Raw genomic sequence first — 15,686 nt, forward strand, 5'->3', positions numbered from 1 at the left:
CGCCTCGAGCGCGCTCCACAAAAACAACGAGAAGGTATCCCTGATGGATAATGCCAGCACTCTGCCCACCGGGGCGGCCGTTGCGCCCGCCGCGGAAAAATCCACCGCCAGCCGCCTCAAATCGATCTTCAGTGGTTCCATCGGCAACATGGTCGAATGGTACGACTGGTACGTCTACGCCGCATTCTCGCTGTACTTCGCCAAGGCCTTCTTCCCCGCCGGCGACACCACTGCCCAACTGCTCAACACCGCCGCGATCTTCGCCGTGGGTTTCCTCATGCGCCCGATCGGTGGCTGGCTGATGGGCCTGTACGCAGACCGCAAGGGCCGCAAGGCGGCATTGATGGCTTCGGTACTGCTGATGTGCGCGGGCTCGCTGGTGATCGCGCTCACCCCAGGCTATGAAACCATCGGCGTCGCCGCCCCCATCCTGCTGGTCGTCGCCCGTCTGATGCAGGGCCTGTCGGTCGGTGGCGAGTACGGTACCTCGGCCACCTACCTGAGCGAGATGGCCAGCAAGGAACGCCGCGGCTTCTTCTCCAGCTTCCAGTACGTGACCCTGATCTCCGGCCAGCTCATTGCCCTGGCGGTGCTGATCATCCTGCAACAGACGCTCACCACCGAGCAGCTGTATGCCTGGGGCTGGCGTGTGCCGTTCGTGATCGGCGCGCTGTGCGCGGTGGTCGCCCTGTACCTGCGTCGTGGCATGGAAGAAACGGCCTCCTTCACCAAGAAGGAGAAGTCCAAAGAAAGCCTGATGCGCACCCTGCTGCGTCATCCCAAGGAACTGATGACCGTGGTCGGCCTGACCATGGGCGGCACCCTGGCCTTCTACACCTACACCACCTACATGCAGAAGTACCTGGTCAACACCGTGGGCATGAGCATCAGCGACTCGACCACCATCTCGGCGGCCACATTGTTCCTGTTCATGTGCCTGCAACCGATCATCGGCGGCCTGTCGGACAAGATCGGTCGTCGCCCGATCCTGATCGCCTTCGGCGTGCTCGGTACCCTGTTCACCGTGCCGATCCTCAGCACCCTGCACACCGTGCAAACCTGGTGGGGCGCGTTCTTCCTGATCATGGCCGCACTGATCATCGTCAGCGGCTACACCTCGATCAACGCCGTGGTGAAAGCCGAGCTGTTCCCCACCGAGATCCGCGCCCTGGGTGTCGGCCTGCCCTACGCCCTGACCGTGTCGATCTTCGGCGGCACCGCCGAGTACGTGGCCCTGTGGTTCAAGAGCAATGGCATGGAAACCGGCTTCTACTGGTACGTCACCGGCTGCATCGCCTGCTCGCTGCTGGTGTACGCGACCATGAAGGACACCAAGCAGCATTCGCGGATCACCACTGACTGATCCACGTTCGCGGACAGGAAAAAGGGGCGCCCCGTTCGACGGAGCGCCCCTTTTTTCATTGGCTGGAAGTTCGTATTCAGGACATCTGCGCCACACGCTGTGGCGCGCGGCGCTGGTAATGCGTGGCCATCAGCACCAGTACCAGCAGCACACCGCCCAGCACCATCGAAGCGCCAACCGTGCCGAAGTCCAACCCACCCTTTTCGTGCGATTTGGTCAGCACATCGCCCAAGGTCGCACCAAACGGTCGGGTCAGCACGAAGGCGATCCAGAACAGCACCACGCCGGAGATCTTCGTCCCGTAACGGGCGGCCGCCACCACGGCGATTGCCGAGCCAATCAGCAGCGCGCCACCGGCAAAGCCCAGCCCGGAGTCGTCGGCCAGGTAATCACCCAGTGCGGTACCCAGGGTGTTGGAGAACAGGATCGCCACCCAGTAGAACAGCTCGCCGCCACGGTTCTTGATGCGGGTGACATCCAGCGGATTGCCGCTCAGACGCCAGAGGGCGAAGGTCGCCAGCAGGATGCCGATCAATACCGCGGAGCCCGTGGCGTAACCCAGGCCCAAGGTGCGGTCCATGAAGTCGGACATGGTGGTGCCGGCAGTGCTGGTGGAGAGAATCACCAGCCAGTACAGCATGGGGTGGTAGCGGCGCGAGTAGAGCTGGGTGACCAGGGTGACCAGGAACACGCTGATCAGCAGCAACGAGCTCATGGCATAGCCAATATCGAGGGTCATCGACAGCAGGTCGCCCGCTGTCTCGCCGAGGGTGGTGGCGCAGATCTTCATGACCCAGAAGGCCAGGGTGATTTGCGGGAGTTTGTTCATTGTTTACCGCTCCGGTTTTGAGTGCGGCGGATGGTGATTGAGCTTGTCTGAAAAATCGGTTGGCCCTGTATGAAAAATCCGTTTGCTCGCCCTAAGGCATCACAAGATCTGCCTCTTAACTTGCCATTAATCCACTCCCGACACCCTTGGCGTGGCGACTGAAGCGTCGTCACGACGCCTGGCAAGCGAAACCGCGCACTCCCCCTGCCCCGTTCTCTGCTGGATTAATTGCGCACAACACATCTAATAAATAGATCTTATATCGTTATTTTTTGCGCTTTTTAATCAAATTGATTGGCGTAGCATTGAACCCATAGAAACAACAACCCCTGACGATTCAACCGGAGCAACCACCATGAAAAACAAACTGATCCTCACCTTGGCCCTTTCTGTCATCGCAACTGGCGCCTTCGCCGAAGATGGTTTTGGCCGCACCAACGCCCACGGCTTCGCCGCCGTGCAAAGCCAAGCTGCCACCTATGCCGAAGATGGCTTCGACCGCACCAACGGCCAACGCTTCGCCGAAGACGGCTTCGACCGCACCAACGGCCAACGCTTCGCCGAAGACGGTTTCGACCGTACCAACGGCCAACGCTTCGCCGAAGACGGCTTCGACCGCACCAACGGCCAACGCTTCGCCGAAGACGGTTTCGACCGTACCAACGGCCAACGCTTCGCCGAAGACGGCTTCGACCGTACCAACGGCCACCGCATCAGCTGACCTCTGATGCGTGCAACCAGCCCGGCTTCGGCCGGGCTTGATCATTTTCAGCCAGGCAAAGCCTTGGCACACTAGGCGCCTCGTTCCCACACAGGAAGGGCCTCGCGGCCTTGCGCAGATGTACTATTACGAACCCGCCAAAGGCCACGGCCTGCCCCACGATCCGTTCAATGCCATCGTCGGCCCCCGGCCCATCGGCTGGATCTCCAGCCACGACCGCGAAGGCCGCCTGAACCTGGCGCCCTACAGCTTCTTCAATGCCTTCAACTACATTCCGCCGATCATCGGTTTCTGCAGCGTCGGGCGCAAAGACAGCCTGAACAACATCGAGCAGACCGGCGAATTCGTCTGGAACCTGGCCACCCGCCCGCTGGCCGAACGGATGAATCAGAGTTGCGCCGCAGTAGCGGCGGATGTCGATGAGTTCGTGCTGAGCGGCCTGACGCCAACGGCGTCGAACGTGGTCAAGGTGCCGCGCGTGGGCGAAAGCCCGGTGAGCTTCGAGTGCAAGGTGAGCCAGATCGTGCAACTCAAACGTGCCGATCAGGAAGTGGTGCCAAGCTGGTTGATCCTGGGCGAAGTGGTGGCCGTGCACATTGCCGAGCACCTGCTCAAGGACGGCATCTACGATACCGCTGCCGCCGAACCGATCCTGCGTGGCGGCGGCCCGGCGGACTACTTCGCCCTTGGCGAGCGGTTCAAGATGGCCCGCCCGCAGGCCTGATCAGAAGATCAGTTCGCCTTCCTCAGCGACGCCCTGCAGGCGTTCGAGTTCGGCGCAGGCGGCCTCGTCGGCCGCCATCGCCGACTTGAACACCTGCCCTTCGAGCACCTTGTGGAAACGCGGCGCGCCGCCCATGTTCAGGGCCTTCACGGCAATTGCCGCGTGATAGCCGCCTTCAACCGGGACCATCGCCGAGACCGCTTCGAAGTGGGGAAACTCTTTACGTGCCATGCTGCACTCCGCCTGATTGTCCAAGGGTCGGCATTCTACACGCCCAGCTCGACCGTTTCTCCTCACCCCAGAGCTTCTGTAGGAGCGGCTTCAGCCGCGATACAGGCGTCACGGTGCCTGGCACCCGCTTCGCGGGTAATCGCGGCTAAAGCGCCTACAAAGGTCACATCAGGGCGATGGGTGACGTTTTGCTCCATTCAGGCAAACGTGTGCAAGTCCAGGCTGCTGACCACCCGCGCCTGCACCAGCTCGCCAAATACGTCCAGCGTGGGCGACGCGAAATAACCACTCATCGCCTGCTCATCGCACCAGCTGCCACTGAGCAGCCACAGGTCGGCATCGACCTGCGAGCGTTGCACACTGAAACTCAGGCAGCCCGGCGCCCGCAACGAAGGCTCCAGCAGATCACGCAGGCGCACGCCGAGCTCCGCCGAACGACCGTTGCTGGCACGGATGAAAGCCAGGTGTGTAACCGGTTGTTTTTGGGTCATGAACGATCTCCTTGAAGCGCTGCGGGCGGGACAAACCAGGCTGCCAAGATTAGGGGCTGGCCCGCGCGCGCCGTTAGGCCGATACTGCCGAGCGCTTGCCTGATCCTGCAGCGCGGCAGGATCAGGCAAGCGACGTGCAGCTTTCGTCTAGCGTCCGCCCTTGCCCAAACCTATGCTGCCACGGTCAGCAGAGGAAACCCGTCATGACCACCTCCCCGCCCCTAGACCCCGTCCTGGAACAACAACGCCAGGAGCTGGCCGGGCTGATCCAGCGCCACGCCCAAGGCCCGCACGGGCCGGTATCGGCGATCGAAGACCTGTACCTGACCCGCTACGAAGAAGACGTGCGCGGCATGCCAGCCTTGGCGCAACCGGCCCTGTGCATCCTGGCCCAGGGCAGCAAGACCTTGTTTCTCGGCGATGAGCGCTACACCTACGATCCGCTGCACTACATGGTGGTCTCGGTAACCCTGCCCATCACCGGCGCGATTCTGCAAGCCAGCCCGCAAACCCCCTGCCTGGGCCTGAGGCTGGATATCGACCCGGCCCAGATCAGCCAGCTGATCGCCGAGAGCGGACCGATGCTGGTGCCCAACCAGTCGGCAGCCCGTGGCCTGTTCGTGGAGAAAAGCGACTCGCAATTGCTCGATACATTGTTGCGATTGTTGCGCCTGCTCGATTCACCAAGGGACATCGCAATCCTTGCGCCATTGGTACGCCGCGAACTGATGTACCGGGTGCTGCGCGGCCCACAAGGCTGGCGCCTTTATGAAATTGCCCTGTCCAACAGCCAGACCCACCGAGTGTGCCAGGCCATCGCCTGGCTCAACCGGCATTACCAGGAACCGCTGCGCATCGAAGACCTGGCGCGCGAGGTGAATCTCAGCACCTCGACCCTGCATCACCGTTTCAAGGCAGTGACTTCGATGAGTCCGTTGCAGTACCAGAAGCAGTTGCGCCTGCAGGAGGCGCGACGGCTGATGCTCAATGACGGGTTGGAGGCTGCTGTGGCGGGGTATCGCGTGGGCTATGAAAGCCCTTCGCAGTTCAGCCGGGAGTACAGCCGCCTGTACGGCGCCCCCCCCATTCGCGATGTGGCGCGCTTGCGCGCCAGTACAGGTTGAGTTGGCCGGCAAGCCGGCTCTTTACAGGAGCCGGCTTGCCAACCAAAGGCACAGCCTTCGCCGCAAGCGTCAGCCTTGTACAGCCCGTTGCCACTCATTCTGGTCCACCTGGATCAACGTCGGCCCCTTGCGCTCCACCGCCCGGCCCAGCGCAGCCTGCAACTGGGCCATATCGGCGACATTCTCCGCCTCTGCTCCCAGCGCCCGTGCCACCCCGATGAAATCCGGCGTGTGGATATCAACGCCGACCGGCTCGATGGCCCGGTTGACCATGTATTTCTTGATTTCCTCGTACCCCTGGTTGTTCCACAGCAGCACGATCAGCGGCACCTGCGCCTCCACCGCGCTGGCCAGCTCCGGCAAGGTGAACTGCAGGCCGCCATCGCCGATCAGGCAGACCGACGGTGCTCGTTTGGCAGGCGCCTCGCTGCTGCCCAGCCACGCCCCCATGGCGGCCGGCAAGGCATAACCGAGAGTGCCGTAGCCGGTGGAAGCATTGAACCAACGGCGCGGTCGAGCCATGTCCAAGGTCAGGTTGCCGGTGTACACCGGTTGCGTCGAATCCCCCACCAGAATGGCGTCGGGCAACACTTCCAGAAGGCCGGTCAGCAGGCGCGTCTGGCTCAGGGTCGGTTGGTCCCATGTAGCGGCATTGTCCTGGCGCAGACGGGCGGCGCGGGCAGCCCCCCAACTGGCATCACGCGGTGGTTGCGCCTGCAATTGCAGTGCAACCAGCAGCGCTTCGGTCGCTTGCTCGGCATCGGCGACCAGCGCCAGCTCCGGCAGGTAGTTGCGTACCGTCTGGTCAGGGTCGATATCGATGCGTAGCAGGTCGCCGGGGATCGCGAAGCCGCCCTTGAACGTCACGTCGTAATCGGTCTCGGCCAGTTCGGTGCCGATGGCCAGCACCACGTCAGCCTCGGCGACCAGCGCGCGGGTCGCTGGCAGCGTCTGGGTCGAGCCGATCTGCAACGGATGCCGGGCCGGCAGCAGCCCCTTGGCATTGATGGTCAATGCCACCGGCGCCTGAAGATGCTCTGCCAGCAGCAGGAGCGCGTCGCCCGCCCCCAGGGCACCGCCACCGGCGAGGATCAGCGGGCGGCGCGCCTTGGCCAGGCGCGCGGCCATCTGCTGCACGGCCAACGGCGCCGCACCGGCACGGGCGGTGCGCACCGGGTGACCCGGCAACAGGTGCTCGGCTGGCTCAACCAGCACATCCAACGGAATCTCGATATGCACCGGCCGTGGCCGCGCACCGTCGAACACGGCGAAGGCGCGCGCCAGTACCTGGGGCAGGTCGTCGGCGCTCATCAGCGTCTGCGAGAAGGCCGCCACGCCTGCCACCAGAGCGGACTGGTTGGGCAACTCATGCAGCTTGCCGCGCCCACCACCGAGCTGGTCGCGGGCCTGCACGCTGGAAATGACCAGCATGGGAATCGAATCGGCGTAGGCCTGCCCCATGGCGGTGGTGATGTTGGTCATGCCCGGGCCGGTGATGATGAAGCACACCCCCGGTTTGCCACGGGTACGCGCGTAGCCATCGGCCATGAACCCGGCGCCCTGCTCGTGGCGTGGGGTGATATGGCGGATCGAGGACGCCGCCAAGCCGCGGTAGAGCTCCACGGTATGCACGCCTGGAATACCGAAGACATGGTCCACGCCATAGCCTTCGAGGAGTTTGACCAGCACTTCGCCACAGGTTGCCATCGTCGATTACCCGATTCTTGTTGAAAACGGTGTTCATGGAACCAAGCGGCGGCTACCGCCACAATGCAAAAAAACACATACTAGCCATGACCCCACATCATGGCTTATGACGATGAAACGCCTGCCGCCCCTCCCCGCGTTGCATACTTTCCTGGTCACCGCGCAGCACTGTAATTTCACCCGTGCCGCCCAGCAGTTGCATATCACCCAGGGAGCGGTCAGCCGGCAGATCGCCGGGTTGGAGGAGCATCTGGGCTACCCCCTGTTCCAGCGCCAGGCCCGTGGCCTGGCCCTGACGCGCGAAGGCCAGGACTGGCTGCCCCGGGTGCAGCAGGTCTTCGCCCTGATCGAGCAAGGTGTGCGCGAGGTGGGTGGGCGCAGCACGACATTGCAACTCAAGGCCCCCACCTGCGTGATGCGCTGGCTGTTGCCGCGCCTGATGGAATGGCAGGCCCTGCGCCCTGACGTACCGGTAGAGCTGACCACCACGGTGCAGCATGGCGTGGATTTTCGCCGGGAAGGTTTCGATGCGGCGGTGGTCTATGGCGCCGAACCCAATCATGGGCTGCAGGTACGCAAGCTGTTCGACGAGCAGCTCACGCCGGTCTGCGCGCCTTCGCTGTCGAACGCCCCCTTGCAATTGCAGGATCTGCTGAGGCACATGCTGCTGCACCCGTCGCGGGACGAGCATGACTGGCGGCTCTGGTTGCAGGCGGCGGGTGCCACGTTCGAGCCTCTGGGGCCGAAGCAGCATTTCGAGACGCTGGACATGGCGATGGCCATGGCTTCGCAAGGGACGGGGATCGCCATCGGCGATTTCTCGCTGATTGGCGACGACCTGCAAGCCGGGCGTTTGTGCATGCCGTTCGGACTGAAGGTGAGCACCGGGAAAGGGTATTACATGGTGAGCCCGTCGAAGACCATGCCGGTGGGGTTGGTGGAATTGATGGACTGGCTGCAAGGTCGTGCAGCCCGATAAAGGGGCCGCGCTGCGGCCCATTGGCCGGCAAGCCGGCCCCTTCAAGGTCAGCGCCGCCCATCTGGCCGGCGCTGTACCTGTAGGAGCCGGCTTGCCGGCGAACCAGGCGACTCAATAACCGACAGTGAACCGCGCCCGCGAATGCGCTGGCTTCTCCAACTCGTCGATCATCGCGATCGCATAGTCGGCAAAGGTGATCCAGCTCTTGCCATCGGCGCCGATCAGCAGGTGATCCTTGCCCAGCTTGTAATGCCCGGTGCGCTCACCCTCGACGAACTCCGCCGACGGCGAGAGGAAGGTCCAGTCCAGCGACGGCTCCTGGCGCAACGTCTCGAGGAAGCGCACCCCGGCGGTGGCCTCGGCTTTGTAGGCCTCGGGGAAGTCCGGGCTGTCGATCACCCGGTGCCCGGAAGGCAGCAGCAGGCTACCGGCACCACCCACCACCAGCAGGCGTTTCACCCCGGCACGCTTGACCGGCTCGATGATGGCGAGGGGGGTGATCGTTGAAAAGTGCGCCGCGCTCAGCACCGCGTCACAACCGCTCACCGCAGCCTGCAGGGCAGCGCTGTCCTTGGCATCGAGCGCCTTGGCGGTCACACCTTCACGGCCTTGCAGCTTCGACGGATCACGGGCGATGGCCACCACCTCGTGGCCTCGGCGCAGCGCCTCTTCCAGCAATTGGCTGCCCGCGCGCCCAGTGGCGCCGATGATTGCGATCTTGCTCATGGGGAAAACTCCAGCAGGTTGATAGGGGGTTACCACTGCATCTCGCCCTTGGCGACCTTGGCACCCAGTTCCAGGGAGCTGTCCTCACCGAGGTTCGGGTAGCGCTGCTTCATCGCTGCGATCAGTGCATCGGCATTGGCCGCCTTGGCCGTCTCGACATCGAAGTCACGAATGTAGCCGGCGGTAAACCGCACCGCGTCCAGCGAACGGCTGCTGTCACCCAGGTAGTGCCCCGGGATGACGGTACGCGGCGCCAGCTTCTCGATATTGGCCAGGGTATTCAGCCAGTCGGCGTGGGATTGCGCGGTCTGGGTGTCGGCCATCCACACGTGGATGTGCTCCGATACCACCACGCCACCGACCACTGCCTTGATCGAGGGAATCCAGACGAAACTGCGGTCCGCCTGCGGGCCGTCCAGGCCAACGACCTCCAGTGCCTGGCCTTCCAGCTCCAGGCGATTGCCGTCGAGGACCTGTGGCAGTACCAGCTTCGCCGGCTTGTCGGTGCCCATCTGCGGGCCCCAGTAGGCCAGCTTGCCCTCCATGGTCTTGCGAATGTGCTCGACGGTGGCGGCCGAGGCGACCACCCGGGCCTTGGGGAATGCCTGGATGACGGTGTCCAGGCCAAAGTAGTAGTCCGGGTCACCGTGGCTGATATAGACAGTAGTCAGTTGCTTGCCGCTCTTGCGCAGGCGCTCCACCACCTGCTCGGCCTGGGCCTTGCCGAACTGGGCGTCGACCAGGATGGCGTCATGGGCGCCGCTGACGATCACCGACGAGACCGGAAACAGCGCATCATGGCCAGGGTTGTATACGTCAAGCTTGAGCGGTTCGGCGGCGATCGCCTGGCCAGCCAGGGCGGCAAGGCCCAGGATCAGGCCACGCAAGGGGGTGAAGAGGGACATTGGCAATTCCTGTGTGTGAGTTGATGACGGCAAGCTTAGTTGCCCGAACCAATACAAAAAATGCGATGCTTCGACATAGTTTGTTTCTAGAATCGGACAGATCATGGACCGTCTCAACGCCATGCGCGTATTCGTCACCGTCGTCGACCTGGGTAGCCAGTCGGCGGCGGCGGATCATCTGGAACTATCGCGGCCGGTGGTGTCGCGCTACCTGGCGGAACTGGAGGACTGGGTCGGCGCGCGACTGATGCAGCGCACCACCCGCAAGCTCAGCCTGACCGCTGCTGGACTCGAGACATTGCCGCGTTGTCGCCAGCTGCTGGAGCTGGCCGGCGACCTGCAGAACGCCGTGCGCCAGCCGGACGACACCCCGCGCGGCGAGTTGCGTATCAGCGTCAGCACTTCGTTCGGCCAGGCCCAACTGGTGGACGCCCTGGCCGCCTACGTCAAGCGCTACCCGGGTGTGAAAGTGGAGCTGCAGATGCTCGACCGCACCGTCAACCTGGTGGATGAACGCATCGACCTGGCGATCCGCACCAGCAACGATGTCGACCCCAACCTGATCGCCCGACGCCTGAGCGTGTGCCGTTCGGTGGTCTGCGCTTCACCGGCCTACCTGCGCGAGCACGGCACGCCGCTGCGGGTCGAGGAACTGAGCGGGCATAACTGCCTGACCCATGCCTACTTCGGCCATAGCCTCTGGCATTTCGAGGTGAATGGGCAGAGTGTCACGGTACCGGTGCAAGGCAACATCAGCGCCAACGAAGCCATGACCCTACAGAAGGCCGCTCTGGCCAGCGCCGGCATCGCCATGCTACCGACCTACCAGGCAGCCCCGGCACTGCGCAGTGGCGCGCTGGTGCGCCTGCTGCCCGAGGCGCGGCCGCGGGAACTGACGCTCAATGCGGTGTACACCTCACGCAAGCACATGCCGGCGACGCTGCGCAGCATGCTGGACTTCCTGGCGCAGCGGTTCGGGGATGAACCGGAGTGGGATCAGGGGTTGGGGCTTTGACGCCGGCCCTTTCAAGATGTTCGACGGAATAAATACAGCGCCGTCAGTCAAACCGAAGGCACCACGCCGGTCACTCCTCGACGCTCATGTATTCCTTGGCCCAGCGAATGTAGTCCTCGGGCTGGGTGTAGGTGTGCGAGAGTTCGGTGGCGTTCAGGCTATCGGATTTATGCTGCAGGCCACGCTGCAGGCGCAGGCAGTCGTAGGTGGCCTTGATCGCGGCGAAGTAGGCGGCATGGCCATCGACCACGACACGCACACCCAGGCGCGCCAGGCGCTCGTCGTCGCGCAGGTTCGGGTTGGCGTAGGTTACCAGCATCAGCGGCACGCTCAGGTGCTCGGCGATCTGCTCCAGTTGCTCGAAATCCTTCACCCCAACCATGCAGATACCATCGGCACCGGCCTTCTGGTAGCTCTGGGTGCGGACAATGATTTCCTCGGTGGTCAGCACGCCGGCATTGGTCCGGGCAATGATCGCCAGCGCGCTGTCCACCCGCGCCTCCAGCGCCGCGCGGATCTTGCCCACCCCTTCCTCCACCGAAATCAGGTCGGTGGACTTGCGCCCGAACTGGGCCGGCAACAGCGTGTCCTCGATGGTCAACCCGGCAACGCCAGCGCGCTCCAGCTCGATGACCGTACGCATCACGTTGAGCGCGTTACCGTAGCCATGGTCAGCGTCGGCGAGCACCGGCAACTGGGCGACGCGGCCGATACGGGTAGCCTGCTCGACGAACTCGCTGAGGGTGATCAGGGCAAAGTCAGGCGCGGCCAGCACCTGCAACGAGGCGACCGAGCCGCCGAGGATACCGACTTCGAACCCCAGGTCCGCGGCAATACGCGCGGACATCGGGTCGAAGACCGATGCGGTGTGATAGCACGAACCTGACGCGAGCAGTTCGCGGAAGGCAAAACGCAGATCGTGGTGGGAAGCCTTGGGCATGATCACTCCGCTTGCAATGAGAAATGGTGAACGGCTGACAACCGACCCCTGTATCGGGTCTACCTGACTGTTCCAACCGTCGCCATCAGGGCGGTCATGCTCGACATGCAGGCAGAGGAATAGAAGGTGTGGACATACAGTGACGCGAAACCCTGCGGCAAATTGCTGCACCATGCTGGTGCAGGCCCCGGATTTCAGCCTCTGCGGCCCTGCCACGATATCACGCACCCATGCAGCTCTGGATGAATGTGCCAATGCCGATCTTGCATAGGGGATGCATGTAGTACATAGGAAGCTACCTAACTCAGGTTACAATCAGGCCACTTCAAACCGGCAATACCACTCCAACAAGGTACTCCCGTGACCGCCGCCTTGCCCCCCACCGTCCTGCGCAGCGTCCTGACCGCCCTGATGCTGGCGATCTTCCTCGGCGCCCTCGACCAGACCATCGTCGCCGTGTCCATGCCGGCGATTTCCGCACAGTTCGACGATGTCGGCCTGCTGGCCTGGGTCATCTCCGGCTACATGGTGGCGATGACCATCGCCGTGCCGATCTACGGCAAGCTCGGCGACCTGTATGGCCGGCGCCGGATGATCCTCACCGGCACCGCGCTGTTCACCCTTGCCTCGGTGGCCTGCGGGCTGGCACAGGACATGCCGCAACTGGTGCTGGCGCGTGTACTCCAGGGCATCGGGGCCGGCGGCATGGTGTCGGTGAGCCAGGCGATCATCGGCGACTTCGTGCCACCGCGCGAACGTGGCCGCTACCAGGGCTATTTCAGCAGCATGTACGCCCTGGCCAGCGTCGCCGGGCCGGTGCTGGGCGGTTGGCTGACCGAGTACCTGTCGTGGCGCTGGGTGTTCTGGATCAACCTGCCGCTGGGGCTGGTGGCCCTGTGGGTGATCCATCGCGCCCTGGACGGCCTGTCGGTGAAACGCCGCGAGGCGCAGGTGGACTACCTGGGCGCGGTGCTGATGATCATCGGCCTGGGCAGCCTGCTGCTGGGCATCACCCTGGTCGGCCAGGGGCATGCCTGGTCGTCGAGGCAGGTAGTGGCGCTGTTGGGCTGTGCGCTGCTCGGGTTGCTGGTGTTCGTGGCCCACGAGCGGCGCTGCGGTGAACCGCTGTTGCCGATGGCGCTGTTCGGTAATCGGGTCGCGGTGCTGTGCTGGTGCGTGATCTTCTTCGCCAGCTTCCAGTCGATCTCGTTGACCATGCTGATGCCGCTGCGCTATCAGGGCATCACCGGCGCCGGTGCCGACATCGCGGCGTTGCACCTGTTGCCCCTGGCCATGGGTTTGCCCATTGGCGCTTTCACCGGCGGACGGATGACCAGCCGCACCGGGCGTTATAAACCGCAGATCCTGACCGGCGCCCTTCTGATGCCACTGACCATCGCCGCCATGGCCCTGACACCACCGCAATCCGGCCTGTTGAGCGCGCTGTTCATGTTACTGACCGGGATTGCCTGCGGGTTGCAGTTCCCCACTTCGCTGGTGGGCACGCAGAGCTCGGTGGACATGAAGGATATCGGCGTGGCCACCAGCACCACCAACCTGTTCCGCTCGCTGGGCGGGGCGATGGGCGTGGCGTGCATGTCCAGCCTATTGTTGGCGCTGCTTCACCAGGGTGGGTTCGAAATGGTCAGCAACCCGCTGCTGGGCAGCCTCAAGGCCGGTGAAGTGGACCCCGCGACCCAGGCCCGGCTCCTGGAAACGTTCAGGCATCTGTTGTTGGCAAGCGCAGGCGCCTCGCTGATCGGCCTGCTTGCGGCACTGGCATTGCCAGACAGGCAATTGCGCGGCCGTTGAGCCTACAGGGTCTACCGTAATATTCGCTTAATGGTCAGGGGAAACACTTCCTCACAATCATTCACAAAGTGTTATTTGCGCAGGCCAGGGCTCAGGCGCAGCATATCCAGCCCGGTGTCGACCCATTTTTCAACATCGCGCAGCAGGTCGAAGCTGTCCGGCAGCAGCAACCAGCGCCCGATCAGGCCATCGACATAAGCGAAGATGGCCACCGCGGCACGCTCGATATCGAGGTCGGCGGGCAACTGCTCGCGGCGCACGGCGTTGGCCAGCGCCAGGGCCACGCTCTCATGGCAGTCCAGCACCGCACCCTGGCGCTGCTGGCGAATCTCACACATGTCGTCGGTGAACTCGCACTTGTGATGCAGAATTTCATTGATACGCCGGGTCCGCGCATCGAGTACCAGCTCGTTGAACACCTGCAGCAGCAGCTTGCGCATGCAGCCAAGCGGGTCGAGCTCATCCTCGCTTTCACTGGCCCGGGCCAGGTGGTCGTGGGTTTCGTGCAGGCTGTCGAGCAAGGCCTGTACCAATTCAGCCTTGTTGCTGAAATGCCAGTAGATCGCGCCACGGGTCACCCCCGCCAGCTCGGCGATATCGGCCAGGGTGGTGCGCGCAACCCCGCGCTTGTAGAAGGCCTTTTCCGCCGCCTCGATGATCTGGGCACGGGTTTCCTGGGCTTCTTCTTTGGTTCGACGGACCATGGCAGCACAACCTCATCAGGCCCCGCGCGCTCGCATGGCGGGCGGGAATCGGGCCGGGGTCGGCACTTTCAGGGCAGCTCCCGGGAATTTTCGAGCGTTCCGCGGCGGTAACTCAGTTGCCACCTGCGGTATTTACAAACAAGCATGAATGTAAGTATATTCGGTAGCAAGCTATTTATCCACCGGATAGCGTTTTTCCTACAAGACTCTTCCACTATATTCTTGAGCTCCCCTGCTCCTGCGACCCGAGGATCCTCATGCAATTCAAGCCAGCCGTAACCGCCCTGGTTTCCGCCGTGGCCCTGGCAACCCTGCTCAGTGGCTGTAAGAAAGAGGAAGCCGCGCCAGCGCCCCAGGCTCCTCAGGTCGGCGTCGTGACCGTGCAACCGCAAACCTTCACCCTCACCTCGGAACTGCCGGGGCGCACCAGCGCCTACCGCGTGGCCGAGGTTCGTCCGCAGGTGAATGGCATCATTCTCAAGCGCCTGTTCAAGGAAGGCACCGACGTTAAGGAAGGGCAGCAGCTCTACCAGATCGACCCGGCCGTCTACGAGGCCACCCTGGCCAACGCCCAGGCCAACCTCCAGGCTACCCGCTCGCTGGCCGAGCGCTACAAGCAACTGATCGACGAGCAGGCTGTCTCCAAGCAGGAATACGACGACGCCAATGCCAAACGATTGCAGGCCGAAGCGTCGCTCAAGAGCGCCCAGATCGACCTGCGCTACACCAAGGTGCTGGCCCCTATCAGCGGCCGCATCGGTCGCTCCTCGGTCACCGAAGGCGCCCTGGTGAACAATGGCCAGAGCAACGCCATGGCCACTATCCAGCAGCTTGATCCGATCTACGTCGACGTCACCCAGTCCACCGCCGAGCTGCTCAAGCTGCGCCGCGACCTGGAAAGCGGCCAGTTGCAGAAGGCCGGCGACAATGCGGCCCAGGTGCAGTTGGTGCTGGAAGACGGCAGCCTGTTCAAGCAACAGGGCCGCCTGGAGTTCTCCGAAGTCGCGGTCGACGAGACCACCGGCTCCGTCACCCTGCGCGCCATCTTCCCCAACCCCGACCACACCCTGCTGCCCGGCATGTTCGTGCATGCACGGCTGAAGGCCGGGGTCAACGCCAACGCCATCCTGGCCCCGCAACAGGGCGTGACCCGCGACCTCAAGGGCGCACCGACCGCGCTGGTGGTCAACCAGGAGAACAAGGTCGAACTGCGCCAGCTCAAGGCCAGCCGCACCCTGGGCAGCGACTGGCTGATCGAGGAAGGCCTGAACCCGGGTGACCGCCTGATCACCGAAGGGCTGCAGTTCGTGCGCCCAGGGGTCGAGGTCAAGGTCAGCGAGGCCACCAACGTCAAGAAGCCGGCCGGCCCTGCTCAGGCCAACACGGCGAAAGCAGACGCCAAAGCGGAGTAAACC

At 63.5% G+C, this 15,686-nt stretch carries 16 protein-coding genes; 8 read left to right on the top strand and 8 right to left on the bottom strand.

The annotated features are described in order from the left end of the window. Window positions 1-43 precede the first annotated feature (43 nt). Window positions 44-1,363 (top strand): MFS transporter, encoded by a 1,320-nt coding sequence (locus tag IM733_RS13880; protein WP_248917201.1) that lies wholly within the window; start codon window positions 44-46, stop codon window positions 1,361-1,363. Between the two features lie 76 nt (window positions 1,364-1,439). Here the strand turns inward: IM733_RS13880 and IM733_RS13885 are convergent, their stop codons facing one another. Further along, the gene (locus IM733_RS13885) at window positions 1,440-2,192 is read right to left on the bottom strand and encodes a COG4705 family protein (protein WP_248917202.1); all 753 of its coding nucleotides are present in this window, start codon (window positions 2,190-2,192) and stop codon (window positions 1,440-1,442) included. 355 nt (window positions 2,193-2,547) lie between these two features. On the opposite strand from IM733_RS13885, the gene IM733_RS13890 reads away from it, so the two are divergent. Together IM733_RS13890 and IM733_RS13895 are read left to right on the top strand one after the other, a co-directional pair. Next, the gene (locus IM733_RS13890; protein WP_248917203.1) at window positions 2,548-2,913 is read left to right on the top strand and encodes a heme utilization protein; all 366 of its coding nucleotides are present in this window, start codon (window positions 2,548-2,550) and stop codon (window positions 2,911-2,913) included. A gap of 118 nt (window positions 2,914-3,031) precedes the next feature. After that, window positions 3,032-3,637, top strand: a complete 606-nt coding sequence (locus IM733_RS13895) for a flavin reductase family protein (protein WP_248917204.1) — start codon at window positions 3,032-3,034, stop codon at window positions 3,635-3,637. On the opposite strand, the gene IM733_RS13900 is transcribed toward IM733_RS13895, so the two are convergent. Then, on the bottom strand, window positions 3,638-3,868 hold the full coding sequence (locus tag IM733_RS13900; protein WP_248917205.1) for a hypothetical protein: 231 nt from the start codon (window positions 3,866-3,868) through the stop codon (window positions 3,638-3,640). Between the two features lie 197 nt (window positions 3,869-4,065). Next, window positions 4,066-4,359: an antibiotic biosynthesis monooxygenase family protein gene (locus IM733_RS13905; protein ID WP_248917206.1), complete on the bottom strand. Its 294-nt coding sequence runs from the start codon at window positions 4,357-4,359 to the stop codon at window positions 4,066-4,068. 203 nt (window positions 4,360-4,562) lie between these two features. Between IM733_RS13905 and IM733_RS13910 the strand changes: the two genes are divergently transcribed. Beyond that, window positions 4,563-5,483: an AraC family transcriptional regulator gene (locus tag IM733_RS13910; protein ID WP_248917207.1), complete on the top strand. Its 921-nt coding sequence runs from the start codon at window positions 4,563-4,565 to the stop codon at window positions 5,481-5,483. Between the two features lie 69 nt (window positions 5,484-5,552). On the opposite strand, the gene IM733_RS13915 is transcribed toward IM733_RS13910, so the two are convergent. Further along, entirely contained in the window at window positions 5,553-7,190 is a 1,638-nt protein-coding gene (locus IM733_RS13915; protein ID WP_248917208.1) for a 5-guanidino-2-oxopentanoate decarboxylase, read from the bottom strand. Between the two features lie 112 nt (window positions 7,191-7,302). Here IM733_RS13915 and IM733_RS13920 point away from each other — a divergent pair, with 112 nt between their 5' ends. Continuing rightward, window positions 7,303-8,169 carry a LysR substrate-binding domain-containing protein gene (locus IM733_RS13920; RefSeq protein ID WP_248917209.1) on the top strand — a complete coding sequence of 289 codons (867 nt, stop codon included), beginning with the start codon at window positions 7,303-7,305 and terminating at the stop codon, window positions 8,167-8,169. 111 nt (window positions 8,170-8,280) lie between these two features. Here the strand turns inward: IM733_RS13920 and IM733_RS13925 are convergent, their stop codons facing one another. Next, window positions 8,281-8,895 carry an NAD(P)-dependent oxidoreductase gene (locus tag IM733_RS13925; RefSeq protein ID WP_248917210.1) on the bottom strand — a complete coding sequence of 205 codons (615 nt, stop codon included), beginning with the start codon at window positions 8,893-8,895 and terminating at the stop codon, window positions 8,281-8,283. Between the two features lie 29 nt (window positions 8,896-8,924). After that, window positions 8,925-9,800, bottom strand: coding sequence for an MBL fold metallo-hydrolase (locus IM733_RS13930; protein WP_248917211.1), 876 nt, complete (start codon window positions 9,798-9,800; stop codon window positions 8,925-8,927). A gap of 103 nt (window positions 9,801-9,903) precedes the next feature. Between IM733_RS13930 and IM733_RS13935 the strand changes: the two genes are divergently transcribed. Then, window positions 9,904-10,815 (top strand): LysR family transcriptional regulator, encoded by a 912-nt coding sequence (locus tag IM733_RS13935; RefSeq protein ID WP_248917212.1) that lies wholly within the window; start codon window positions 9,904-9,906, stop codon window positions 10,813-10,815. Window positions 10,816-10,885: 70 nt separating this feature from the next. Here IM733_RS13935 and IM733_RS13940 read toward each other — a convergent pair whose 3' ends face one another. Next, entirely contained in the window at window positions 10,886-11,755 is an 870-nt protein-coding gene (locus IM733_RS13940; protein WP_248917213.1) for an isocitrate lyase/PEP mutase family protein, read from the bottom strand. Between the two features lie 360 nt (window positions 11,756-12,115). On the opposite strand from IM733_RS13940, the gene IM733_RS13945 reads away from it, so the two are divergent. Continuing rightward, window positions 12,116-13,567: an MDR family MFS transporter gene (locus IM733_RS13945; RefSeq protein ID WP_248917214.1), complete on the top strand. Its 1,452-nt coding sequence runs from the start codon at window positions 12,116-12,118 to the stop codon at window positions 13,565-13,567. Between the two features lie 71 nt (window positions 13,568-13,638). Here IM733_RS13945 and IM733_RS13950 read toward each other — a convergent pair whose 3' ends face one another. Next, complete coding sequence (locus tag IM733_RS13950; RefSeq protein ID WP_248917215.1) at window positions 13,639-14,271, bottom strand: TetR family transcriptional regulator; 633 nt, start codon at window positions 14,269-14,271, stop codon at window positions 13,639-13,641. A gap of 257 nt (window positions 14,272-14,528) precedes the next feature. Between IM733_RS13950 and ttgA the strand changes: the two genes are divergently transcribed. After that, window positions 14,529-15,683: a toluene efflux RND transporter periplasmic adaptor subunit TtgA gene (ttgA, locus tag IM733_RS13955; RefSeq protein WP_248917216.1), complete on the top strand. Its 1,155-nt coding sequence runs from the start codon at window positions 14,529-14,531 to the stop codon at window positions 15,681-15,683. The last annotated feature ends 3 nt before the right edge of the window (window positions 15,684-15,686 follow it).

Source organism: Pseudomonas entomophila, from assembly GCF_023277925.1.
Taxonomy (GTDB): domain Bacteria; phylum Pseudomonadota; class Gammaproteobacteria; order Pseudomonadales; family Pseudomonadaceae; genus Aquipseudomonas; species Aquipseudomonas entomophila_D.